Origin of the sequence: Arthrobacter sp. CG_A4 (genome assembly GCF_035985125.1) — a bacterium.
Classification (GTDB): Bacteria; Actinomycetota; Actinomycetes; order Actinomycetales; family Micrococcaceae; genus Arthrobacter.
The window spans coordinates 1-22,500 of record NZ_JAXCID010000048.1; the positions used below are offsets into that span (position 1 = coordinate 1).

The window sequence follows — 22,500 nt, forward strand, 5'->3', positions numbered from 1 at the left end:
ATCCTCAGAGAACTCCAACGAGTCCTCGCCGCATGGCTCGGTTACTGCCCCCACTGCCGACAACGAGCACCAACATAACAAAGTACTACTAGGAGCACCCGTGGAAACCCGCCGCATCGCCGTTCTCTCCGCCGGACTCGGCGTCCCGTCGTCTAGCCGCCTGCTGGCGGACCAGCTGGCTTCCGCGGCCGAACGCCGGCTCACGGCGGCGGGCAGCGCCGTCGATATCGAAGTGGTGGAACTTCGGGATCTGGCCGTGGACATCGCCAACAACTTCGTGACCGGCTACGCGGCCCCGCGGCTGGCCGAGGCGATCGCCGGCGTCGAGTCATCCGACGGGATCATCGCCGTCAGCCCCGTCTTCAGCGCCTCCTACAGCGGGCTGTTCAAGTCCTTCATCGATGTCCTGGTTCCGCACTCCCTCGACGGGAAGGCCGTCCTGCTCGGGGCCACCGCCGGCACAGACCGGCACCAGATGGTGCTGGACTTCGCGATGCGGCCGCTGTTCACCTACCTGCGCACCCGGATCGCCGCCACCGCGGTGTTTGCCGGCCCCCAAGACTGGGGAAACAGCGACGGCGGCGGTTCTCCGCTCTCGTCCCGGATTGACCGGGCGGCAGGGGAGTTCGCCGGACTGCTGGAGATCCCGCAGCCGCAACAGAAGCCGGCAACCCTGGCGTCGCTGCCGTTCGAGCAGTTACTAGCCGGGATCTCGGGCCGGCGGTAGCACTTCCCGCCCCTCTGCGAATCAATTGCCTGGCCCGGCGAACGAGCCCCGTAGCACCAGCGGCCTCGAGATGCCGCGCTGGGCGGGGCCGCCCGTGGCTCAGTCGTCCAGCAGGGCGATGAACTCCCGGGCCTGTTTGAGGGAGATCTCCGAGTGGCGGGTCAGCGCCATTGCGGCCGCCTCGGCGTCGCCACTCCTGGCCAGCGTCCGGATCCTGCCGTAGATCTCGTCGTTGAGCATGTTGCTGCTGACCTCGCGGGTGACATCGCCTTTGCTCGCGATAGCGCGGTATCGATAGGCGAAGCGCTGCGGGGCATCGTCTTCGTCGTCGCCGGGCGCCTGTTCGGGGGCAACAGGCCGGAAGGGCTGCGGATGGGCCGCCAGCGCACCGACGGCGTCGCGGGAGGCCCGCAGGCCGTCGCCGGTGGCCTCGAGGTAGAGCTTGATCGCGGCCATGGCCTGCCCCTGCGCGATCAGCGCGTACAGGCGCCGGTGCTGCTCTTGGTTGAGCCTCGCCGCGGCCGAGCGGGCAAGCCTAACCGGGTCGCGGACCGGCTGGGGCGGTGCGTCAGGCTGGGGCGGTGCGTCAGGCCGGGACGGGGCACGGCGGCGGCCAAGGGCCCGCACGGCCAGCAGAACGCCGGCGCCGACGAGCGCGAGGATCAGGACGGGGACGATCAGGGATTCCATGAAACTAGAGCCGATCTACATATTTCTTGGCGGTCAAAAGATCAGAATGCGTCGCTTGGCGCAACAACTTGATGGCCTGGAGCTTCTTGCCGCTCCGGGCCATCGACTGAAGCTGCAGAGCAAACTGCGGGTTTAGCTGGCCGCCGGGCAAAATGGGACCCTGATAGCCGGGTTGTCCCACGGCCGGGGCGGAGCCGGTCTGGGCGCGCAGCGCTGCTCTGGCATGATCGGCCTGCTGTGATTGCTGCTGCTCGTTCTGGCTGGGACGGGTGGCGGCGTCAACCCGGGCCCGCGCCGCGGTGGCGGCCTGCACCTGCGCCGTGTAGTGGGCCTGGGAGCGGACCGCCAGCTCCTGCTGATAGCGGTCGGCGTCGGACAGGCCAAAATCGCGGGGCCTGAGAGCCGTGGCAAACGCCCAGAGGACTGCCGCCAGGATGAGGGCAGGCAGTATGACTAACAAGACATCGCCCATGGGTAGAGCTTATGCCAGATCCCCGCTATCCACAGCATATTCGGACCGGCGCACACAGCGCGGCCCACGGTGCCGTCAATTCGGGGTTTTCCGGTGATGCCCATCACAAAATGTGCATATTCGACCCCAAATGTGGCCTCGTCTCCCGACGAGTATCCCCAGCCGTAGCCCACAAGCTGTGGATGAAGCTTTGCCAAAATAGTTCTGTGTCCACAAGGGGAAGTCCCTGTTCTCGCAGGTCAGGAGGATATGTGGGGTCAAACTATTTTCTTATCCACAGGTGTTCCCACAGGCTGTGCACAAGCTGGAGCCGGTAGTGCACACTTTATCCACAGGGGTGGTGCCCGGTCGGGTTGGTGCCAGCCCGATCGGCGGCTACCGTAGCTGGAGATCGACCCGTGGATCCGGACGATTCCGGGATCGCTGCACGATGCCTGCCCATCAGCTTCCCCGGCAGCCAGTGCATCCGCACCAGAATCCTGAGCTGTGGAATACCCGTAGCCCAGGGCTGCAGGCAAACTGTCGGAGCCCGCTGATAGGACTAGAACAATCGGAATTCGCGGGGACAGGTGACTCTTGGTCATCGACTCCGGGCATTCGAAGGGCTCCGGCACCACGGCGCACGGCTCACACGTCGCCCGCGAACGGACATCCGCCGCGGCACACAATGGAGGACGGCAGTTTTGTCAGTTACGCATCTGGACTCAGTCGAGGGCACGCGGGGATCCGAAGGCAGCCGCAAGCCGCCGCAGGATATACCCGCGGAGCAATCCGTTCTTGGGGGCATGATGCTGTCCAAGGACGCCATTGCCGACGTCGTCGAAATCCTGCGTGGCCAGGACTTTTACCGTCCGGCCCACGAGACGATCTACGAGGCCATCATCGACCTCTACGGCCGCGGCGAACCCGCCGACGCCGTCACCGTCTCGGATGAACTGACCAAGCGGGGCGAGATCAACCGCATCGGCGGCCCCGCCTACCTGCACGAGCTGATCCAGACGGTCCCGACAGCAGCAAACGCCGGCTATTACGCTGAAATCGTCGGCGAGCGTGCGGTGCTGCGCCGCCTCGTCAACGCCGGCACCAAGATCGTCCAGCTCGGCTATGGCGCCGATGGCGAAGTCGAGGACCTGGTCAACCAGGCGCAGGCCGAGATCTACGCCGTGGCCGAACGCCGCACCGCCGAGGATTACGTTGTCCTCAAGGACGTCATGGAATCCGCGGTCGACGAGATCGAGGCCTCCGGCCACCGCGGCGAGGGGCTGACGGGTGTGCCCACCGGCTTCTACGAACTGGATGAGCTGACCCACGGCCTGCACCCGGGGCAGATGATTGTCATCGCGGCCCGCCCGGCTGTCGGTAAGTCCACCTTCGCCCTGGACTTCGCGCGTTCCGCCGCCATCAAGAACAACCTCGCCACCGTCATGTTCTCCCTGGAAATGGGTCGGAACGAGATCGCCATGCGCCTGCTGTCCGCCGAGGCCACGATCGGCCTCCAGGACCTCCGCAAGGGCACCATCAAGGACGAACAATGGTCCAAGATCGCCACCACCATGGGCCGGATGAACGACGCCCCGCTGTTCATCGATGACAGCCCCAACATGTCGCTGATGGAAATCCGCGCCAAGTGCCGGCGGCTCAAGCAGCAGCACGACCTCAAACTCGTGATCCTCGACTACCTCCAGCTGATGAGCTCGGGCAAGAAGGTGGAATCGCGCCAGCAGGAAGTTTCCGAGTTCTCTCGCGCGCTGAAGCTGCTGGCCAAAGAACTGCAGGTTCCGGTGATTGCTCTCTCGCAGCTGAACCGTGGCTCCGAGCAGCGCCAGGACAAGCGCCCGATGGTCTCGGACCTGCGAGAATCAGGGTCCATCGAGCAGGACGCGGACATGGTTATCCTGCTGCACCGTGAAGACGTCTATGACAAGGAATCGCCGCGCGCCGGCGAGGCGGACATTCTCATTGCCAAACACCGTAACGGTCCCACGAAGGACATAGTGGTGGCGTTCCAGGGCCACTACTCAAGGTTTGCGAACATGGCGGCCGACGCCGGCGGCGGCTTCTAAGCGCCGGCCAGCGGCAGGCCGCTTCCGGCCAGCGCCGGCCGTTACTGGCCACCCGCCCGCAGCAGGTGGTTGGGCAGCCTGTTCCCGGGTGCCCTTCCGCGGATTTCCAGCAGCTCACGGGCATGGGCGTGCAGCCGTTTGTCCTCCCCGGATACCGGAACCCATTGAGGGATCGGGACGGAGGTGCCATGTTCGTCGCGGGCGACCATAACCGTCAGGCAGTAGGTCGTGAGGTGCAGTTCGCGTCCCTTGGGATCGCCCGAGCGGACATGTACTGCAATGTGCATACCTTTGGTGCCGGTGTAGACCAGCCGGGCCTCCACCTCCACCACATGTCCGATCAGCAGGGGCCGGTAAAACCGGACCCCGCCGGAGAAGACGGCCACCGTGTCCATCCCGCAGTAGCGCGAGGCACAGACGTAGGCCGCTTCGTCGATCCACTTCATGACGATGCCGCCGTGCACCTTACCGCCCCAGTTCACATCCGTAGGGGCCGCCATAAACCGGAGAATCACCTTCTCGGCGGTACCGGCGCCGGTATATTCCTGCCCGTTCATGGCCTGGACGATGTCCTCGCGCACCTTGATCCGGGCCAGTGCATGGTCCCGTTGTTCGATTGCTTCCGGCGTTGTTGGCATAAACGGCGGCACCGGATTGGGTTTGCCGTCCCCGCCGACGGCCACGAAGATCACCATGCACTGGCTGCGCATCGTCGCCGGGCCGCCCCTGGGGTCGCCCGAGGACACCACGGTACGGATGTGCATCGAGGACCGGCCCGTGTAAACGATCGTGGCCTCGACTTCCACCATGTCCCCGCTGTTGACCGGATGCGCGAAGTGGATGTTGCCCACATAGGCCGTCACGCAATACGACTTCGCCCAGCCGACGGCGGCGGCGTAGGCCGCCTTGTCTACCCACTCGAGCACGGTGCCGGCGTCGACCGAACCGCTATGGCCTACATCGGTTGGCGCCGCAAGGAAGCGCAGGGTCACGGCATTGCCGGCAGTCTTACTCATGCAAGTGAGTGTACTAACGGCCTGCGAAAACGCGGGTGGGAGCGGAAGCCGTTCAGCGCCGGCAGGGCCGTTAGGGTAGACCCGTGCCCACCCCCGCCCCGACTCCCGCCACCCTCCCGTCCCCGGCAGGCCGCCGGCGGGAAATCCTGCGCCTTGCGGTTCCGGCGTTCGGGGCCCTGATCGCCGAACCGATGTTCCTCCTCGCGGATTCGGCGATCGTGGGCCACCTCGGCGTGGCCCAGCTCGCCGGCGTTGGTCTGGCCTCTGCGGTGCTGCATACGGCGGTGGGACTAATGGTCTTCCTCGCATACTCCACCACCCCGGCTGTGGCGCGGGCGATCGGCAACGGCCAGCTGCCCAAGGCCCTCGCGGCCGGGCGCGACGGCGTCTGGCTGGCACTGCTGCTGGGGCTCGTCCTGGCCGCGGCCGGCTCTTTTGCTGCCGAACCGCTTCTGGAGCTGATGGGGGCCCGGGACGAGGTGCGGACCTTCGCGGTGGACTACCTGCGCTGGTCCATGCCGGGACTCGTCGCGATGCTGCTGATCTTCGCGGGCACCGGGGTTTTGCGGGGTCTGCAGGACACCCGGACGCCGCTGGTGGTTGCCGCCGCCGGCTTCACGCTGAACATCGTGCTGAACCTCGTCCTGGTCTACGGGCTGCAGCTCTCCGTCGCCGGTTCCGCGATCGGCACCAGCATCGCGCAGTGGGCCATGGCCCTGGTCTATGTGCTGACGGTCCGGCGCAAGGCCCGCACCCACGGCGTCTCCCTGCGGCCGGACTGGCGTGGCGTCCGGGCCCTGACCAGGGTGGGCTCCTGGCTGATGCTGCGCACGCTGAGCCTGCGCATCGGGATTCTCGCCACGGTCGTGGTGGTCACGGCGCAGGGGCCCGTAAACCTGGCGGCCCACCAGCTGGCGATGACCGTCTTTACGCTCCTGGCGTTCGCCCTGGACGCCCTGGCCATTGCGGCCCAGGCCCTGATCGGCAAGGAACTTGGAGCGGCCCGCCCGGCCGCGGCACGCGAACTCACCGGCACCATGATCCGCTGGGGTCTCGGGTTTGGGGTGTTCACCGGGATACTGATGGCCGTCGCGGCGCCGTGGGCGGGACTGCTGTTCACATCCGACGCCGAGGTCCGGGCGGCACTAACGCTGGCGCTGTGGGCGCTTGCCGCCGGCCAGCCGATCGCCGGGTATGTTTTTGTCCTCGACGGTGTGCTGATCGGGGCGGGGGACGCGAAGTACCTGGCGATTGCCGGCGTCGTGAATCTGGCCTTTTATCTGCCGCTGCTGCTGGCGGTCCGTTTCTCCGGGGTCGACGGCGGTGCGGGGCTGCTCTGGCTGTGGGCAGCCTTCTCGCTGGGCTACATGCTGGCGCGGGCGCTGACGCTCGGCCTCCGTGCACGGACGGACCGGTGGATGGTGCTCGGCGCGCACTGAGCCGTCCGGCCCATCCGGCCCATCCGGCCCATCCGGCCCGCGGTTCAGTTCCCGGTGCGCAGCGGATCGGCTTCGCACTAAACTGGACTGGTGACTCTCCCAGCAGCCCCTGACGCCTCCATCGCCACGCCCGCCGCGGCGGACTTCTGGAAGCCGGTGCTGGTCCGGGCCGCCATCGCGCTCGGCTTCGGCGCCCTGACCGTCTTCTGGGCGTCACCCTCGACGGCAGGCATGGGCTGGGCCGGCGGGCTTTATCTGCTGGCCACCGGGCTGGTGCTGATCGGGAGCATCAGGAAGGCCGGTTTTGCCGGCACCTCCCGCGCCGGGAAGGTCCTCTCGGCCGCGGGTGCTGTGCTGATCGGGACCGGTGCGGCTGTCGCGCTGATCCCTTCCAATCTCGTCTTCGGCATCATTGCGGCGCTGGGCCTTGGCCTGGCCGCTGTCGCGGAACTGTCCCTCGGTATCAGGCTCCGGGGCCGGTCCGTGCTGGCGCGCGACTGGATCGCCGCCGGTGTGATCGGCGTCGGCACAGCGGTCTTGCTGCCGTTCTTCATCGACCTCGGCCCGCACGCCCTGCTCGGCGTCGCCGGCGGCGGTGCCATCATCAACGGCGTGCTGTGGACGCTGGCGGGGCTGTCGTTGCGGCACGATGCGCGGGGCGATTCCTCGGAGGCCGTAAACTAGTACCGACAGGTTCTACCTTGCGTAGAACGATTGCGGCATCACAACCGCCACGCCTTCCGGGCGTCGGCTGCAGGAGGAAAGCACCGTGGGACAGCAGAAATCCGGAGAACCGCGCAGCCTGCGCACCTCGGTCAAGGGACCGCTCATGTTCTCCGCGTTCTGGGCGGTGCTGGCCTTCGTTGCCACCCTTATTTTCGCCTCCGGCGGCAGCGCCAAAACCCCCCGCTTTGACCTGGCCCTCACCGCGGCCGGTATCGCCTTCATCGTGATTCTGGTGGTACTGGCCATGCTGTCGATGGGCCACAAGCCCAACGCCGAACACCTGGGCAAGGGATCCGGCGTGAACCTGAGCTCCCGGAGCGGCGGCCACGGCGGCCACCCGTCACAGCCCGGAACAGGCGCCGGCCCGGCCGACACCAACAGCGGCGGGACGCCCCGCGACGACATCCGCTAGAGGTTATTTTCTTTAGTTCGTCGGCGTCTGGGCGCGGTGGCCGGACTCTGGCACATGCCCCGCGCCGGGGGCAGCGGGCGGACATAGTGTCATTGTGCCCAGTCCCGGGTGCGAAGAATGGGCATGTCCCGCTGGCGCGACACGGTCCGGGCTGCGTCTGACCCCCCGACGAACTAAAGAAAATGCCCGGATCAGGCCGGCCCGGCCCACACCAGCAGCGGCGGGACGCCCCGCGACGACATCCGCTAGCTCCGAGGACGCCGTCGCCCCTGCCTCCGAGTGGCCCTCCGACTCCCAGCCGCCCCTTGGCGGCCGGGGTCGACAGCGGGATCGGGTTCCTACTTGGTCCAGGAAATCGGGTTCTTCAGGTAGGGGTTGTCGCCGTACTTGGCGTAGTTGAACCGGGAGTCTTCATATTCGACGCTTTTCACTTCGTCACCGGTGGGAGCCAGGAACACCTGGCAGGACACCATGCTGCTGCCCGCCACCAGGCTCAGCGAATCACCGGTGCCCGTCGTTGCGAAGCGTGTGCTCTTGCACTGGTCGAAGGCACCGAAGACAATGAGCGACTGGGCGTCGGAACCGTCCTTGAGCTGTGCAGTGACTTTAGGCTCGCTGATGCTGACGGCAGCCTTGCTGATGCTGTCCATCCGGTGCGTAACCGAGACGTAGTACGGGGTCTGGCCAGCGTATTTGGCCGCGTCCTTGAACTTGGCCAAATCGGCCTCGGTGCCGGCCACCACGCTGGTCAGGGCGGAGGTGAAAACGGCTTCCACATACTTCGGGTCGGCCGCGTCCTTGCCCGTGTTGCTGTGGGTAACGGCGGTTTCGCCGGCCTTGAGCTTCGTTCCCGGAGCGGTGAGCTTGCCGTCTGCCGCCGCCGGAGCGGATGATGCCGTTGCGCTCGGGGCAGGGCTGGCACGTGAACTTGAACTTGCGCTGGCCGAGGGCGAGGCCGGCTCCGGTGTACTGCTGGCAGCGGGTGAGGTGCCACCCCCGCCACAACCCATCAGTCCAACTGCCAAAATTCCGGTGATCCCCAGTGCTGCCGTGACTTTTTGAAGCTGTGGACGCTGTGCCATGTGAAGGTGTATCCCTAGATCGGGTTTCGCCGGCCTGATGGCTACGCGAATAATTCCAGTCTATGGGGAATTCCGGCAGGGCGCCTCCGCGGCGCTCCGCAGTCCATGGATGTGACGCTCTCCCAGGAGGCCGCCCAGTAGGCAGCTCAGGAGGCGGCCTTGCGTGCGCGGTAGGCGGCCACGTGCACGCGGTTTGCGCAGTTGCCGGTATCGCAATAGCGTTTCGAGTGGTTCCGGCTGAGATCCAGAACTACGGCGTCGCAGTCCTCCGCCGCGCACACCAGCATCCGGTCCATTTCCCTGCTGCGGATCACGTCGACGAGAGCCATGGCCGCCTCGGTACTCATCCGGTCCGCCAGCGGCGCCTCCGGGGCGGTGGCGTGCAGATGCCAGTCCCATGCATCGTGTTGCACCAGTTGGGGGAGGGCCCTGGCATCCCGCAGCAGCCGGTTCACGGTGTCGACGGCGGCGCCTTCGTCCGCGAGCCAGAGCTCGGCCAGTTCGCCCCGGAGGCGATGCACGCTGGCCAGTTCGGCCGCGTCACGGGTCCTGGAGCCGGTAAAGCCTTCGGCGCAGAGGAAGTGGTCCAGGGCCGCCGTCGATTCGAGCTGTTCGAAGCCGTTGGCCGCGCTGTTGATGAGGTTGACCACGGAACGCAGGGCAACTTCTGTGTCAGGGGTAAAAACCATCTTGACTCCTTACATGGCCGCGGCGTAATGTCATGACCATACCCCTACTTTACTCCTGACAGGAGGCACCCCGTGTGTGCCGCACGCCGTCCCGCCGAAGTACCGGCCACCAACGTTGCCGGAAACCGTGTCTCAACGTCCGGTGCCGGGACGCCCGGCCGGGCCTCGGGGTTCATGGCCTCGGGCCTCGGCGTTGCCCTGTTCTCTTCCGCTGTCTTCGGCCTGTCCGGTTCGTTCGCCAAAGCGCTGCTGGAAACGGGCTGGACCCCCGGTGCCGCGGTCACAGCCCGGCTGACGGGCGCGGCGCTGATCCTGGCCATCCCCGCCATTCCCGCTTTGCGCGGCCGCTGGCACCAGCTCAAGGACAACTGGCTCACCATCCTGCTCTTCGGCCTGGTGGGCGTCGCTGCCTGCCAGTTGTTCTACTTCAACGCCGTGTCCAGGCTCTCGGTCGGCGTCGCACTACTGCTGGAATACCTGGCCCCGGTCATCATCGTCCTATGGCTCTGGGCCGCCAGTCGGAAACGCCCGCGGCCGCTGACCATCGCCGGAACACTGCTGTCCCTGGGCGGCCTGGTCCTGGTCCTGGACCTCACCGGGGCGGTCAAAATCGACGTCATCGGCGTGCTGTGGGGCATGGCGGCGGCCGTCTGCCTGGCCATCTACTTCTTCATCACCGCCAGGGAAAACGACACCCTCCCGCCGATCGTCCTGGCCTCCGGCGGCCTTCTGACGGGTGCCGTTGTGATGTGGCTTGCCGCGGCAAGCGGTCTGCTGCCGATGGCGTTCAGCACCGCCGACACGCGCCTTGGCCTGTGGGTCACACCCTGGTGGGTGGCCCTGGGCGGACTCGTGGTCCTGGCCACCGTGCTGGCCTACGTCTCCGGCATCATGGCCGCGCGTGCTCTCGGTTCCAAGGTGGCGTCCTTTGTCTCCCTCACCGAGGTCCTGTTTGCGGTCATCTGGGCCTGGCTGCTGCTCGGCGAACTGCCCGGCCCCGTCCAGCTCCTGGGCGGGCTGCTGATCGTCGGCGGGGTGGTGCTGGTGCGGGTGGACGAACTGCGGACCCCCGGTCCGCGCGGGGCGGCCCTGCTGCCGCCGGCGTTGGACCACGCGAACGACGTCGAACCCGTCCCGTAGCCGGCTTAAAATCGCTTGGCCCGGACGCAAAACGCGTCCGGGCCAAGCGGCGTAAAGATGTCCGGGCCAAGCGGCGTAAAGATACTGTCCGGCGCGGGGCCGACTAGCGGTCATTTTCGTTAGTTCGTCGGGGGTCTTGGCCCGGGGGGCTGGGAGGGCACAGCTCAGGGACGTTCCCCGCGCCGGGGCGCGTGGACGAACATAGTGTCGTTGTGCCCAGTCCCCGGCGCGAAGAATGGACATGTCCTCCCGCGGCGCGAAAAGCGCCAGATTCCAAGCCGCCGGACCCGCCCAATGCCCGGCCGGACCAGCCCAACGCGAGGGGCCGCGACGTTCCTGCCCAGTTACTTCGGCGCCCGGCACCACAAGCCCGCGGGAATCCGGGCCTTCCCCGGGCCGAAAGGAGGCGTGGCGGCAGGTAACCGGGAAGGAGCAGCGCCAACGAAACCTGCGTCCGGCCAGGTCAACGAAAATACCCAACGTACGGGACGTGCCCGCCGGACGGAAGCTGGCCCGCTGGACTGGACTCCGCGCCAAGGGACATGCGCCGCGCCCGGGCCAGCAGGTGGACATAGTCCCATTCTGCCCAGTCCCGGGGGCAAAGAATGGGCATGTCCCCCCGGCGCGAAAGTGTCCTGGCGCTGCCTGAACCCGCGACGACCTAACGAAAATGCCCACTAGCGCGAGGTGCTCTCCTGCTCGGACGCGTTGCGGCTGGCCTGCTTGCCGGCCTCCTGCAGCGCCTGCGAGACCTTCGCCAGCGACGCGGTGTGCTGGCCGTTCCACTCGCTGCGGAACTTGTCCGCGTCCGGACCTTTCCAGTCGGTGCCCCCGAGCACCTTGGTCAGCAGCGACTTCTGCTTGTCGATCTCCGACGAACCCGCCTGCAGCTTCGTCCCAAGTGTCTTGAGTTGAGCAATGTCTGCGCCCCGGATGGCCATGCGATCGCTCCATACCCGGATCCGATCATCCTCGGCATCCCCAGCGGCCCCCGGCTGCTCCGGAAGGTCCATTGCCCTGAACCTGCCGCGCCCGGCAAAAACCCGTCGATGGGCACCGCTCCCCATCCCCGCCGTCGGACCGGCTACTTGCCGAAGCTGCGCAGCCGGAGGGAGTTTGCCACCACCAGAACGGAACTGGCGGCCATCGCGGCACCGGCGATCATCGGGTTGAGCAGGCCCAGGGCCGCCACCGGGATCCCGACGGCGTTGTAGAAGAAGGCCCAGAAGAGGTTGGTCTTGATCGTGGCGAGTGTCCGACGGGAGAGCTCGATGGCCTGGGCCACCTGCCCGAGGTCGTTGCCCATCACCGTGAGGTCGGCCGCTTCGATCGCGACGTCGGTTCCGGAGCCCATTGCGATGCCCAGATCCGCCTGCGCCAGTGCCGCCGCGTCGTTGACGCCGTCGCCGGCCATGGCCACGGTGGCGCCGGCGGCCTGCAGCTGACGTACGGCTTCGACCTTGCCCTCCGGCAGCACCCCGGCAAACACGTCCTTCGGAGCGATGCCGACGGCGGCAGCCACCTGGGCGGCCACCGCGGCGTTGTCCCCGGTCAACAGGATCGGCCGGAGCCCGAGCTCCCGGAGCCGGGCGATCGCCGCGGCCGAACCGGGTTTGAGCGTGTCCCGCAGGCTGATGATGCCGGCCGGTTCCCCGTCCACGGCGAGCCAGATCGCGGTGGCGCCGGATTCCTCGGCGCGCCGGAGCATCTCCAGCCGGCCGGGAGCCAGGGCGATCCCGTTCTCCTGCAGCCAGCCGGTCCGGCCGGCGGTCACGAGCCGGCCCTCAACGGTGCCCCGGACCCCGCCGCCCGGTGCTGAACGGAAGCCGGCGACGGCGGGAAGCTGGCCGGCGTCGTGCTGGCCGGAGTCTGCCGAGAGCGCCGCCGCGGCGATGGCGCGGGCGATCGGATGCTCGGAAGCGGCCTCCACGGCACCGGCGAGGCGCAGGATCTCGGACTCACCGAAGGAACCGAACGCCTCGGTGCGGGCCACGGAGAGGTGCCCGGTGGTCACAGTGCCGGTCTTGTCCAGCAGTATGGTGTCCACCGTCCGGGTGTCCTCAAGGACCTGCGGGCCCTTGATGAGGATGCCGAGCTGGGCGCCCCGGCCGGTCCCGGTGAGGAGACCCACCGGGGTGGCGAGGCCCAGCGCGCAGGGGCACGCGATGACCAGGACAGCGACGGCGGCCGTGAACGCCGTGCGGAGCTCGGCGTCGCTGATGGCAGGGCCCGCCGCGAGCAGCCAGGCGCCGAAGGTGAGGGCGGCGATAACAAGAACCACCGGGACGAAGACGGCGCTGATGCGGTCCGCCAGGCGTGCGATCGGAGCCTTGCCGGTCTGCGCCTGGGAGACCAGCCGGCCCATCTGGGCCAGGGTGGTCTCGGAACCGACGCGGGTGGCGCGGACCAGAAGCCGGCCGGACGTGTTGATGGTGGCGCCCGTGACGGGGCTGTCCGGGCCGACTTCCACCGGTACCGATTCGCCCGTCACGAGGGAGGCATCGACTGCGGAGGAACCCTCGACGACGACGCCGTCCGTGGCGATTTTTTCACCGGGGTGGACTACAACCACATCGCCCACCACCAGCTGCCCGGCCGGCACCTGGTATTCCTTGCCCTCGCGGAGCACAGTGGCGTCTTTAGCGCCCAGGTCCAGCAGCGCCTTGAGGGCATCGCCCGCTTTCTGCTTGGCGTTGGCCTCCAAATAGCGTCCCAGCAGCAGGAACGTGGTGACGACGGCGGCGACCTCGAAGTAGAGCCCGCCGGAGCCCATGCCCTCCATCCCCTCCATTCCCCGCAGGTGGTCGGTCATCCGCGGGTCCTCGATGAGCTGCCAGGCCGAGAAGACGTACGCCGCGGTCACGCCGATGGAGACCAGCGTGTCCATGGTGGAGGCGAAGTGCCGTGCGTTCACGGCGGCAGCCCGGTGGAACGGCCACGCCGCCCAGCTGACCACCGGCAAGGCCAGGGCGGCTGCCACCCAGCCCCAGTTGGCGAACTGGAAGGCCGGGAACATCGAAATCAGGAAGATCGGGACCGTGAGAACCGCGGCGACAATCAGGCGCGGGCGGAGCTTGGCTGCCGCCGCCGACGCCGGGTGGGTCGCAGCGTGGGGGGTGCTTCGCACCGCCGGTCCGCCATGCTCGGCATGCTCGCTCGTGCCTCGCTTAGACGCATGCTGCCGCATGCCGGCACCGTCGGCGCGCACGGACAGCTCACCTCCGCGGATGGTGGCTTTGTAGCCGGCCGCGGCTACCGTGGCCGTGATTTGCTCGTCCGTGATGTCCCCGGGGACGGTAACGCTGGCCGATTCGAGCGGCAGGTTGACCGAGGCCTGGACGCCACCGAGCTTTCCGAGCTTGCGTTCGACCCGGCCGACGCAGGAGGCGCAGGTCATGCCCTCGATGTCGAGTTCGATCACGCGGCTTCCGGGCTGGTCCAGCAGTTGTTCGTTACTCACGGTGTTTCCTGTCTGTTCTGGTGCTGTGCGCTGCCTGGCGACGGGCTGTGGAGGTGGTGCTCAGGCTTCGTTGGCCACCACCATGTAGCCAGCTTCGGCAACGGCTTCGCCGATCTCCGAGGAGGACAGCGCCCCGGTGGAGGTGATGGTGACGGTGGAGATACCGCCGGAGTCGAGGTCGACGTCGACCTTCTCGACGCCGGCGAGGGACTCGAGCTCTTCGCTGACGGAGGAGACGCAGTGGCCGCAGGTCATGCCGGATACGCTGACGGAAGTAGAAACGGTGTCCATGGCTTGCTCCTTGTTGGTGGGCTGCTGGTGGTTCAGCAGCCCGATCTTGTGGTGAGTGGTGTTGCCGCTACCGCAGCAGGCGCCCGATGGCATCGGTGGCCTCCTTGACCTTGAAGTCGATGGTTTCCGCACGGAGTGCGGGATCCGGCTCGGACGCTGCACCGACGACGCAGTGACCGATGTGTTCTTCCACCAGCCCCAGGCTGACGGCGTGCAGGGCTTTGGTGACGGCGGCGACTTGGGTGAGGATGTCGATGCAGTACTTGTCCTCGTCAACCATCCGGGCAATGCCGCGCACCTGCCCCTCAATCCGTTTGAGCCGCCGCAAGTACGCCTCTTTGTTGGCGGTGTAGCCGTGCTGCTGATGCTCGGCCTCTGCCGGCACCATGACAGGGATCTCAGACTCATTCATACCCTCAACATATACCCCCTAGGGGTATGACGCAAGTACCCGGAGGGGGTATCTGCGGCCGGTTGAGGAAAGCGGTCCGGACATTAAAGAGCTCCGGAGTGCGTTATTGGGGGATACGCACTCCGGAGCGGCAGTTGGGCAGGCCTACTGGCGGCCTACGACTTTCAGCTTACTAGCCGGTAGTGGAGTAAAGCCAGCACCCCGGATAAGTTCTTTCACTTTACTTTTCGCGGATATTCTCCTGCCTGAGCCGCCGCTCCAGCGCTCCGGTCACGTGCCGCGGCGTGTCCGGTGATGGACGGCGGCCGGGACCGGAACGATCAGGATCGGGCGCTCCTGGTGGTGGCTGAGCCACGCCGCCACCGAGCCGTTGAGCGCGGCGGATATCCGGTGTCCGAGGCCCGGCTCGGGAGTTCCCACGATGATCATCGCGGCCCCGGTGTCCGAGGCCAGTCTGCCCAGTGCCCGGGCCGGATCGCCGGCGAGAATCCGCAGCGTCCAGTTGATCCCGGGGCCGCCGCAGGCCGTCCCGATGGCGGACCGCAACTCCAGCGTCACCGCTTTGATTTCGGCGTTGTCTGTTTCCGGGTGCAGTGAAAGCCGGTGCGCGGACCGGGCCGGATCCCACTCCACAAGGTAGCTCAACTCGTCCACGAAAGCGCAGATCAGCGGGACGCCGAGGTGGCCGGCAAGGGCTGCGGCGGTCTGCAGCACCTCGGGACTCTGTCCTGGAAGCACGCCGACGACGAGGGGCGGCGGGCCGCTGAAGCTCTCTGCAGACATAGTCAATTGTTTCCCCGGCTCACCGGCTTGAACAGGGCCTAACTTCCCGGGCAGCCACGGCTTGTCCGGGCGGCTTTCAGGCCGGGTATTGGTTGAGCCTTCGCGGAAACGGTCGAGGGCCAGCCCGGTGGGGATCGCTCAGTGAAGCACGCCTGACCGTCGCGAAGGGCCCAAAAGGGCTTGCGCTCCTGGGTGTAAGCGGCAGCCACCCGGGTTAGGGCCTCGCTCTCGGGGTGCTCCGGCGATCCAAGGTGGGGCACGACGGATCGATCCAGGATGCTGAGGCCCTCAAACTCGACGGCCCCATACATGGACAAGGCATCCTCCGTTGAGTCACACTCTTCGAGGCCCAACAGGCTCGGGGCGAGGACGCACACCCCCGCACTGAAGCCGGCGTAGACCAGTTCATCCGCTCTGAGACGATCCGCAGTGAGCGCGTCGGCCCCCGATCGCGCCAGGGCCGCGCGGAGCATGAAGACATCGTCCCGGCGCTCGCGCGCGAAAGTAGGAGTCCGCGTGCTTGTTGGAGGTTTCGTCAGCGGATGCTCTGTCAGCGCAGCGTTCAGAGGTTCAATGCAGACAGCACCCTGGCACGCAGCAGTTGGTAGTCGCTGACGTACGCTCGTGGCCCTCCTGATGGCCGGACGACGACGCGGGACTCCCCAATGATGCGGTGACTTCTGAATTGCTCTCTCGTGAGGTCGATCTCGAAACCGCCCGGGAATCGGTTCCAGTAGTGGACTTCGTCGTCCTCATTGCCGCCGCTCACGTCCGCGATGAGAAGATGGCCGCCGAGGAGGTCCTGAACGACGAGGGCAGTGGGTCCGCATTGCCCGTGTGCTGAGCTGTCAGGGTGCCACTTTGCGAGGCTCTTGGCGTTCAGACAGGTCGTATCCGCACCCCAGGATTGACGGAATGCTCGCTCGAGCTCGAGCAACGTATGAGTCATCGCGACAGCGTATCAAGGGCCCCGCCCGGTCCGGTCGACGGTGAGCTGAGGATCCTCGTCGACGCCGGCCTGCTGAACCGCGAGAAGCGGGGCACCTGGGCCCACTACTCCCTCGTGCCCTGCGCACTGGAGCGGACCGCCGTGGTTCTGACCGGGCTGTGATGCGCCGGATCCGGCTTGGGCGTCGGCTATTGAACCCCCGCCTGACCCGGCCTAACGTTGGAGAACTAGGGAAAGGGTGACCGCGGTGGAAATCTTCATGTGGTGGCTGGACCTGGATCTGTCAAGCAAGGAGTGGCTGCGGGAGAACCTGCGCGCCGCGGAACTTCCGCTGCCGGTTCTGCAGGGCATTGCGGAGGCCGGCGGCCCCCACCCGGACAATGTGGCCGGGGTCCTGACTGACGCCGACTGGGACTTCATCGAGACGCAGTCCGAATTCGTGGACTGACCGCGCCGGCTGGCGAACAGGCAGGCAAACAGGAAGCAGGAAAGCATTGCGGCCTTCGGGCCGGGGTGGTTGCATGGGGGCCATGGCTACTGCAGAGAGTTACGTCCTGGCGATCGGAACCAAGAAGGGGCTCTGGCTGGCAACCAGCCCGGACCGCAAAGACTGGTCCCTTTCCGGCCCGCATTTCTTGATGAGCGAAATCCCCAGCATCGGCATCGACACCCGCGACGGCCGGACCCGGATCCTGGTGGGCGTCCGGTCCGAGCACTGGGGCCCGACGGTCTTCCACTCCGATGACCTGGGTGAAACGTGGAACGAGCCCGAGCACGGCGCGATCCGTTTCCCCGAGGGCACCGATGCCGCCTTGGAGCGCGTCTGGCAGATCCATCCCGATGCCGAATCCCGCCCGGGCGTGGTCTGGGCCGGCTGCGAGCCGATCTCAGTCTGGAAATCGACCGACGGCGGCGAACACTTCGAACTCAATCGCGGGCTCTGGGACCACCCGCACCGCACCGAGTGGGGTGCCGGCTACGGCGGCGCCGCGGCGCACTCGATCGTCGTCGATCCCTCGGGCGAGACAGTGCACGTGGCCATGAGCACCGGCGGGGTCTACCGCTCGCTCGACGGCGGCACGTCCTGGGAGCCCCGCAACAACGGGATCTCCGCTTACTTCATGCCCGATCCGAATCCGGAATTCGGCCAGTGCGTCCACAAAATCGCGGCCGACGCCGCCGTCGCCGGCCGTCTGTATGCGCAGAACCACCACGGCGTCTATCGCAGCGATGACGATGCCGAGCACTGGGATTCGATCGCCGAGGGGCTGCCCGCGGACTTCGGCTTCGTGATGCTGACGCACCCGCGCCGGGCGGGTACTGCATGGGTGATCCCACTCAAAGCCGACGGCGAGCGTATCCCGCCGGACGGCAAACTGGCGGTCCATCGGACCGATGACGCCGGCAGGACGTGGACGCGGCTGGATGACGGACTGCCGGGCTCCGAGTTCAACTCCGTGCTCCGCGACGCCGCGTGTGTTGATGCCGCAGAGCCGGCCGGCGTGTACTTCGGAACGCGCGGCGGAAGCGTCTACGCAAGTGCCGATGAAGGCGGACACTTCGCCGAGATCGCTGCGCACCTGCCCGACGTTTTGTGTGTCCGCGCCGCGGCCGTGCGGCCCGCGCGGGTGCCGGGCGCCGTGCCCGCCGCCGCCACATACGCGTCATCGTTCCATGACTGATATCTCTGTGTCGCTGCCCAGCGTGCTCCAGCCTCTCGCCGGCGGGCAGTCGATCCTGACTTCGCCCGCCGACGGGGCGGTGACGGTGGAGAGAGTGCTGGATACAGTGACCAGGGACCACCCGGCACTGTCGAGGCGGCTGCGGGACGAGACCGGGGCGGTCCGACGCTACGTGAACATATACGTCAACGGGAATGAAATCCGCCGGCTCCAGGGCCTCGCCACCGAAGTGGTGCCGGGGCAGGAGATCCTGATCCTTCAGTCGGTTGCAGGAGGCTGACGGCCTCAGGCCACTCGCCAGAGGGTGCACTCGTCCGTGTCGATAGCCTTGCGCAGCCCGGATTGCCGGTCCATGATCCACACGACACCGATGCCGGGAGCGGTTTCCCGAACGATGCCGCGGTGGATCACGACGTCGTCGTAGTCGTGGCCCACCTTCAGGCGGGCTTCGATCTCGTCGCCGCGGTGCAGTTGGCCCAGGGCGCGGATACGGGTCACATGGGCTTTGGCGTCTTTCAACATGGCGGGGCCTCCTGGACTGGCGCTGGTGCCTGCTCTCGCCGGCACCTCCAGTGTCCTGCGTCAATGTTGCGGCCGCGTTTCGGCCCGGTAAGCGGCGGGTAAGGTTTGCGTGTCGGCACGATGCGGTGGACCGGGACTCAAGGAGAGCCCTACGGGTGGGCTCTGGCGGGCAGCGGCCTGCGGGACAAGAATGGGCCTATGCGACTGCCGCTGATGCCCCCGATCGCGCCGATGCTGGCGAAGGCCGTGAGTGCCCTGCCCGAGGGAGCCATGCTGTTCGAGCCGAAGTGGGACGGCTTCCGGTCCATCATCTTCCGCGACTGCGCGGACGTGGAGATCGGCAGCCGCAACGGCAAACCCCTGACCCGTTACTTCCCGGAACTTGTCGAGGCCCTGAAGCTAAACCTCCCGCCGCGCTGTGTGCTCGACGGCGAGATCATCCTGCTCGGAGCCTCGGGGAACCGGCTCGACTTCGACGGGCTTCAGCAACGGATCCATCCTGCCGCGAGCAGGGTCCGCCTGCTGGCCGAACAGACTCCGGCGAGCTTTGTCGCATTCGATTTGCTGGCCCTCGACGACGAGGACCTCACCGCGCGTGCCTTCGCCGAACGGCGGGCCGCGCTGGAGCAGGTCCTCGCCGGCAGTGCCGCGCCGATCCATCTGACGGCAGCGACCGAGGACCGGGAGACTGCCGGGAAGTGGTTTCGCGAGTTCGAAGGGGCAGGCCTTGACGGGATCGTCGCCAAAGCGCTGGACGGGCCGTACCAGCCGGACAAGCGCGCGATGTTCAAGATCAAGCACGAACGCACCGCGGACTGCGTTCTGGCCGGATATCGGGTGCACACGAGCGGGCCGGACCGGATCGGATCGCTGCTCCTGGGACTCTACGACGGCGGCGGCGAACTCGCCCACGCGGGGGTCGCGGGAGCCTTTCCGCTGCAGCGGCGCAAAGAACTTTTCGAGGAACTCCAACCGCTCGTGACCGGCTTCGAGGGGCACCCCTGGGCCTGGGCCCGGCAGGAGGAGGGGGCCCGGACGCCGCGCAATGCAGAGGGCAGCCGGTGGAGCGGGGGCAAGGACCTCTCCTTCACCCCGCTCCGGCCGGAACGCGTCGTCGAAGTGAAATACGACCACATGGAAGGGGAGCGGTTCCGCCACACCACGCAGTTCGTGCGGTGGCGGCCGGACCGGGATCCGCGCTCCTGCACCTACGGACAGCTCGAGGAACCGGTCAGCTACGATCTGGCCGCAGTGCTGGGGACCGGCAGGGACTGACCCGATGGTGCGCCCGGTCCGTTCGGCGCGTCAGGCGGCTGTGGCCGCCGCAGGACCCGACATCGCAGGACCGGACACCGCAGGTCTCGTCAGCCGATCTAGTCTCAGCCGACTTCTCCGGAGGTCGCTGGCCGTCAGCTGTCGCTGTCCGGGACCGGGGCCGTCGATACGGTGATAGTGACCCCGGTGGAGTCGTCACGGATCTTGAGATGCAGATCCCTGCCCACCAGCGTGGCGTGGATGTCCTCGCTGTCCTCCGGGGCGAGCTGCTCAGCCAGCCGGGTGACAGCCAGCGCCATCGCCCTGCCCCAGTCATGGGGATCCATGCTGGACGCCTCCGCCTCGGCCGAGTAGTTCTCCTGTGGTTCGGTCATGTGCCCCCTCTTCCCGCGCCTGGAGCGCGCCTGCCGGGGAAATCCCAACAGGTTCCGGCCGGCCATCCATCGCCGGGCGACGTGCTCCAGTACATAAGCATGGCCAGTTTACTGACCGGGCAGCCCAACGTCCACGATCGGGGGCCAGGACTCGGAATTTCGCTGTGGAGGTTACGCCGCGAGTCCGGCTAGGATTTCAGTCTGGGCCACTTCCCGCCCCCTTGCCCCGAAGGATGCCATGTCAGAGAACACTCCTGCACCTGATAGCCAAACCGCGCCAGCAAGAACAACGGCGCCTGACAGCACAACACAGGCGCGGCGCGCCGCCGTGATCATCAACCCGATGAAATCCTCGGGGGAAGACTTCAAGGCGGCCTTCCACCTCCTGTGCGAGGACGAGGGCTGGACCGAGCCGCTCTGGCTGGAGACCACCGCAGAGGACACCGGCCTCGGCCAGGCGCGACAGGCTCTGGAGGCGGGGGCCGAGGTAGTCATTGCCGCCGGCGGCGACGGTACGGTCCGCTGCGTGGCCGAGGTCCTCGCGGGCACCGGCACCCCGATGGGCCTTGTGCCGCTGGGTACCGGCAACCTGCTGGCCCGCAACCTCGGGATCGACATCACGGATCCGATGACGGCCAGCCGCGACGTCCTCAACGGCACGGACGCCACCGTGGACGTGGTGAAGGCTGTCCTGGACCATTCTGGGGACGAACAACTCTTCCTGGTGATGGCCGGGCTCGGCTATGACGCGGCCATTATGGCGAACACTGTGGATGAGCTCAAGGACCGGGTGGGCTGGCTCGCGTACGTTGAGGCCGGCATCCGGCACCTGCCGGGGAAACCCGTGAGGGCGAAAATCAGCATCGACGGGCAGCCTGAGGTGCGCCGCCGGATCCGCAGTGTCATGGTGGGCAATTGCGGCAAGATCATGGGAGGTGTGGAAATTTTCCCCGGCGCAAAGGTCGACGACGGCATCCTCGACGTCGTGATCCTGGCCCCTGCCGGGAGATTCGGCTGGCTGAAGGTGGTGGCCGGCGTGTTCGGCCGGAAGAACAACAAAAACAAGTCCGTGGAATACCTCACCGGTAAATCCGCAGAAATCACCCTCGACCACAAGCAGGAATTCCAGCTCGACGGCGACCACCTGGGCAAGGCCCAACACCTGAAGGTCACCGTGGAGCACAACGCCCTGACCCTCCGGATGACCGCCCCGAGCGCGTAGAGCCCGGACACGCCCGGGCCAAACGGCACTGTCCGGGCGGCGGTCCAGCCGGAAAGCTGGTCTGGACACGTCGGCGCAGAGCGTCGGCGTACAGCGATGCATGGGGGAGCGCCGATGGAAGTGGTACAGACACGAATCAAGGACGTCCTGGCCGTCGCAGGGCTCGTCAAGCGCTACGGCGACCTGACCGCGGTCGACGGCGTCTCGTTCCACATCCGCGGCGGCGAGACCTTCGGGCTGCTGGGCCCCAACGGCGCCGGAAAAACCACTATCATCTCCATGGTGGCGGGCCTGATCCCCGCCAGCGCCGGCACGGTGAGCGTCGCGGGCCGGGACATGACCCCGACCGAAACCGCGGCCAAGCGGAACATCGGCCTCGTCCCGCAGGATCTGGCCATTTACCCGGACCTGACCGCGCGGGAGAACCTAAAGTTCTTTGGGCGGCTGCAGGGACTGACGGGCAAGGAACTCACCGGGCGCTGCAACGAGGTGCTCGACCTGATCGGCCTGAGCGACCGGGCAGGGGACCTGACCAAAAAATACTCGGGCGGCATGAAGCGCCGGTTGAACATCGGCATCGGACTGCTCCACCGGCCTACCCTCCTGATCCTGGACGAACCGACAGTGGGGGTGGATCCGCAGTCCCGCAACGCCATCCTGGAATCCGTGGAAAAACTCTCCGTGGAAGGCATGGCGGTCCTGTACACCACCCACTACATGGAGGAAGCGGAGCGGCTGTGCGACCGGATCGCAATTCTTGATGAGGGCCGGATCAAGGCCGAAGGCACCCGGGAGCAGCTGATCCGGCTCACCGGCGGCGTGGACCGGATCAAGCTTCACGGCGGCGGCAATACCGCCCGCGCGGCCGATGCCCTCCGCGGGCTGCCGGCCGTACAGCAGGTCGACAGCGACGGCGCCGGCCTGGTGCTCACGGTCAGCGACGGGCCCACCGCCCTCGCCGGCATCGTGACGGGAGCCGGGGACGCCGGAATGTCCGTGACCTCCGTGGAAATCGTCCGGCCCGACCTTGAATCGGTCTTCCTGCACCTGACCGGCAAGGCGCTGAGGGACTGA

General features: G+C 67.1%; 26 protein-coding genes and 1 pseudogene. 13 read left to right on the top strand and 14 right to left on the bottom strand.

The genetic code is table 11. The features are described 5' to 3' along the window. Positions 1-100: 100 nt before the first annotated feature. Positions 101-727 carry an FMN reductase gene (locus RCH07_RS16495; protein WP_326968601.1) on the top strand — a complete coding sequence of 209 codons (627 nt, stop codon included), beginning with the start codon at positions 101-103 and terminating at the stop codon, positions 725-727. Positions 728-826: 99 nt separating this feature from the next. Here the strand turns inward: RCH07_RS16495 and RCH07_RS16500 are convergent, their stop codons facing one another. Both RCH07_RS16500 and RCH07_RS16505 read right to left on the bottom strand, forming a co-directional pair. Beyond that, a complete protein-coding gene (locus tag RCH07_RS16500; protein WP_326968571.1) occupies positions 827-1,417 on the bottom strand; it encodes a hypothetical protein in 591 nt (196 codons plus the stop codon). 4 nt (positions 1,418-1,421) lie between these two features. Next, positions 1,422-1,889: a hypothetical protein gene (locus RCH07_RS16505; RefSeq protein WP_326968572.1), complete on the bottom strand. Its 468-nt coding sequence runs from the start codon at positions 1,887-1,889 to the stop codon at positions 1,422-1,424. A 683-nt stretch (positions 1,890-2,572) separates the two neighbouring features. Here RCH07_RS16505 and dnaB point away from each other — a divergent pair. Then, on the top strand, positions 2,573-3,952 hold the full coding sequence (dnaB, locus tag RCH07_RS16510; RefSeq protein ID WP_326968573.1) for a replicative DNA helicase: 1,380 nt from the start codon (positions 2,573-2,575) through the stop codon (positions 3,950-3,952). Between the two features lie 41 nt (positions 3,953-3,993). Here dnaB and RCH07_RS16515 read toward each other — a convergent pair whose 3' ends face one another. Further along, a complete protein-coding gene (locus RCH07_RS16515; RefSeq protein ID WP_326968574.1) occupies positions 3,994-4,968 on the bottom strand; it encodes an acyl-CoA thioesterase in 975 nt (324 codons plus the stop codon). An 83-nt stretch (positions 4,969-5,051) separates the two neighbouring features. Here RCH07_RS16515 and RCH07_RS16520 point away from each other — a divergent pair, with 83 nt between their 5' ends. From RCH07_RS16520 to RCH07_RS16530, 3 genes are all read left to right on the top strand, one after another. Then, entirely contained in the window at positions 5,052-6,407 is a 1,356-nt protein-coding gene (locus RCH07_RS16520) for an MATE family efflux transporter (protein ID WP_326968575.1), read from the top strand. A 90-nt stretch (positions 6,408-6,497) separates the two neighbouring features. Next, positions 6,498-7,091 (top strand): hypothetical protein, encoded by a 594-nt coding sequence (locus tag RCH07_RS16525; RefSeq protein ID WP_326968576.1) that lies wholly within the window; start codon positions 6,498-6,500, stop codon positions 7,089-7,091. Between the two features lie 85 nt (positions 7,092-7,176). Continuing rightward, positions 7,177-7,545: a hypothetical protein gene (locus tag RCH07_RS16530; RefSeq protein WP_442784859.1), complete on the top strand. Its 369-nt coding sequence runs from the start codon at positions 7,177-7,179 to the stop codon at positions 7,543-7,545. A 338-nt stretch (positions 7,546-7,883) separates the two neighbouring features. Here RCH07_RS16530 and RCH07_RS16535 read toward each other — a convergent pair whose 3' ends face one another. Both RCH07_RS16535 and RCH07_RS16540 read right to left on the bottom strand, forming a co-directional pair. Further along, positions 7,884-8,627 carry a hypothetical protein gene (locus RCH07_RS16535; protein ID WP_326968577.1) on the bottom strand — a complete coding sequence of 248 codons (744 nt, stop codon included), beginning with the start codon at positions 8,625-8,627 and terminating at the stop codon, positions 7,884-7,886. A 146-nt stretch (positions 8,628-8,773) separates the two neighbouring features. Then, the gene (locus tag RCH07_RS16540; protein ID WP_326968578.1) at positions 8,774-9,316 is read right to left on the bottom strand and encodes a CGNR zinc finger domain-containing protein; all 543 of its coding nucleotides are present in this window, start codon (positions 9,314-9,316) and stop codon (positions 8,774-8,776) included. A 174-nt stretch (positions 9,317-9,490) separates the two neighbouring features. On the opposite strand from RCH07_RS16540, the gene RCH07_RS16545 reads away from it, so the two are divergent. Next, complete coding sequence (locus RCH07_RS16545; protein ID WP_326968603.1) at positions 9,491-10,456, top strand: EamA family transporter; 966 nt, start codon at positions 9,491-9,493, stop codon at positions 10,454-10,456. A 677-nt stretch (positions 10,457-11,133) separates the two neighbouring features. Here the strand turns inward: RCH07_RS16545 and RCH07_RS16550 are convergent. The 7 genes from RCH07_RS16550 to RCH07_RS19335 form a co-directional block, all read right to left on the bottom strand. Beyond that, complete coding sequence (locus tag RCH07_RS16550; RefSeq protein WP_442784860.1) at positions 11,134-11,469, bottom strand: hypothetical protein; 336 nt, start codon at positions 11,467-11,469, stop codon at positions 11,134-11,136. A 71-nt stretch (positions 11,470-11,540) separates the two neighbouring features. Then, positions 11,541-13,916 carry a heavy metal translocating P-type ATPase gene (locus RCH07_RS16555; RefSeq protein ID WP_326968579.1) on the bottom strand — a complete coding sequence of 792 codons (2,376 nt, stop codon included), beginning with the start codon at positions 13,914-13,916 and terminating at the stop codon, positions 11,541-11,543. Positions 13,917-13,976: 60 nt separating this feature from the next. After that, complete coding sequence (locus tag RCH07_RS16560; protein ID WP_326968580.1) at positions 13,977-14,207, bottom strand: heavy-metal-associated domain-containing protein; 231 nt, start codon at positions 14,205-14,207, stop codon at positions 13,977-13,979. 67 nt (positions 14,208-14,274) lie between these two features. Next, positions 14,275-14,619 (bottom strand): metal-sensitive transcriptional regulator, encoded by a 345-nt coding sequence (locus tag RCH07_RS16565; RefSeq protein ID WP_326968581.1) that lies wholly within the window; start codon positions 14,617-14,619, stop codon positions 14,275-14,277. 270 nt (positions 14,620-14,889) lie between these two features. Continuing rightward, complete coding sequence (locus RCH07_RS16570; protein WP_326968582.1) at positions 14,890-15,402, bottom strand: universal stress protein; 513 nt, start codon at positions 15,400-15,402, stop codon at positions 14,890-14,892. A 38-nt stretch (positions 15,403-15,440) separates the two neighbouring features. Then, positions 15,441-15,875 carry a Type 1 glutamine amidotransferase-like domain-containing protein gene (locus RCH07_RS19330; RefSeq protein ID WP_442784861.1) on the bottom strand — a complete coding sequence of 145 codons (435 nt, stop codon included), beginning with the start codon at positions 15,873-15,875 and terminating at the stop codon, positions 15,441-15,443. A gap of 89 nt (positions 15,876-15,964) precedes the next feature. Next, positions 15,965-16,351, bottom strand: coding sequence for a YunG family protein (locus RCH07_RS19335; protein ID WP_442784862.1), 387 nt, complete (start codon positions 16,349-16,351; stop codon positions 15,965-15,967). A gap of 33 nt (positions 16,352-16,384) precedes the next feature. Here RCH07_RS19335 and RCH07_RS16580 point away from each other — a divergent pair. From RCH07_RS16580 to RCH07_RS16595, 4 genes and pseudogenes are all read left to right on the top strand, one after another. Next, positions 16,385-16,513, top strand: a pseudogene (locus tag RCH07_RS16580) (transcriptional regulator); the annotation flags it as partial. An 85-nt stretch (positions 16,514-16,598) separates the two neighbouring features. Next, positions 16,599-16,799 carry a hypothetical protein gene (locus tag RCH07_RS16585; RefSeq protein ID WP_326968584.1) on the top strand — a complete coding sequence of 67 codons (201 nt, stop codon included), beginning with the start codon at positions 16,599-16,601 and terminating at the stop codon, positions 16,797-16,799. A 73-nt stretch (positions 16,800-16,872) separates the two neighbouring features. Next, positions 16,873-18,033: a WD40/YVTN/BNR-like repeat-containing protein gene (locus RCH07_RS16590; RefSeq protein ID WP_326968585.1), complete on the top strand. Its 1,161-nt coding sequence runs from the start codon at positions 16,873-16,875 to the stop codon at positions 18,031-18,033. Beyond that, positions 18,026-18,313, top strand: a complete 288-nt coding sequence (locus RCH07_RS16595) for a MoaD/ThiS family protein (RefSeq protein WP_326968586.1) — start codon at positions 18,026-18,028, stop codon at positions 18,311-18,313. The genes RCH07_RS16590 and RCH07_RS16595 overlap by 8 nt, the downstream gene beginning before the upstream one ends. Positions 18,314-18,318: 5 nt before the next feature. On the opposite strand, the gene RCH07_RS16600 is transcribed toward RCH07_RS16595, so the two are convergent. Then, positions 18,319-18,555, bottom strand: a complete 237-nt coding sequence (locus tag RCH07_RS16600; protein ID WP_326968587.1) for a hypothetical protein — start codon at positions 18,553-18,555, stop codon at positions 18,319-18,321. Between the two features lie 198 nt (positions 18,556-18,753). On the opposite strand from RCH07_RS16600, the gene RCH07_RS16605 reads away from it, so the two are divergent. Next, positions 18,754-19,830, top strand: coding sequence for an ATP-dependent DNA ligase (locus RCH07_RS16605; protein ID WP_326968588.1), 1,077 nt, complete (start codon positions 18,754-18,756; stop codon positions 19,828-19,830). Between the two features lie 134 nt (positions 19,831-19,964). Here the strand turns inward: RCH07_RS16605 and RCH07_RS16610 are convergent, their stop codons facing one another. Continuing rightward, the gene (locus tag RCH07_RS16610; protein ID WP_326968589.1) at positions 19,965-20,204 is read right to left on the bottom strand and encodes a hypothetical protein; all 240 of its coding nucleotides are present in this window, start codon (positions 20,202-20,204) and stop codon (positions 19,965-19,967) included. A gap of 238 nt (positions 20,205-20,442) precedes the next feature. Here RCH07_RS16610 and RCH07_RS16615 point away from each other — a divergent pair, with 238 nt between their 5' ends. Continuing rightward, the gene (locus tag RCH07_RS16615) at positions 20,443-21,426 is read left to right on the top strand and encodes a diacylglycerol/lipid kinase family protein (RefSeq protein ID WP_326968590.1); all 984 of its coding nucleotides are present in this window, start codon (positions 20,443-20,445) and stop codon (positions 21,424-21,426) included. A gap of 120 nt (positions 21,427-21,546) precedes the next feature. Then, complete coding sequence (locus tag RCH07_RS16620; protein ID WP_326968591.1) at positions 21,547-22,500, top strand: ABC transporter ATP-binding protein; 954 nt, start codon at positions 21,547-21,549, stop codon at positions 22,498-22,500.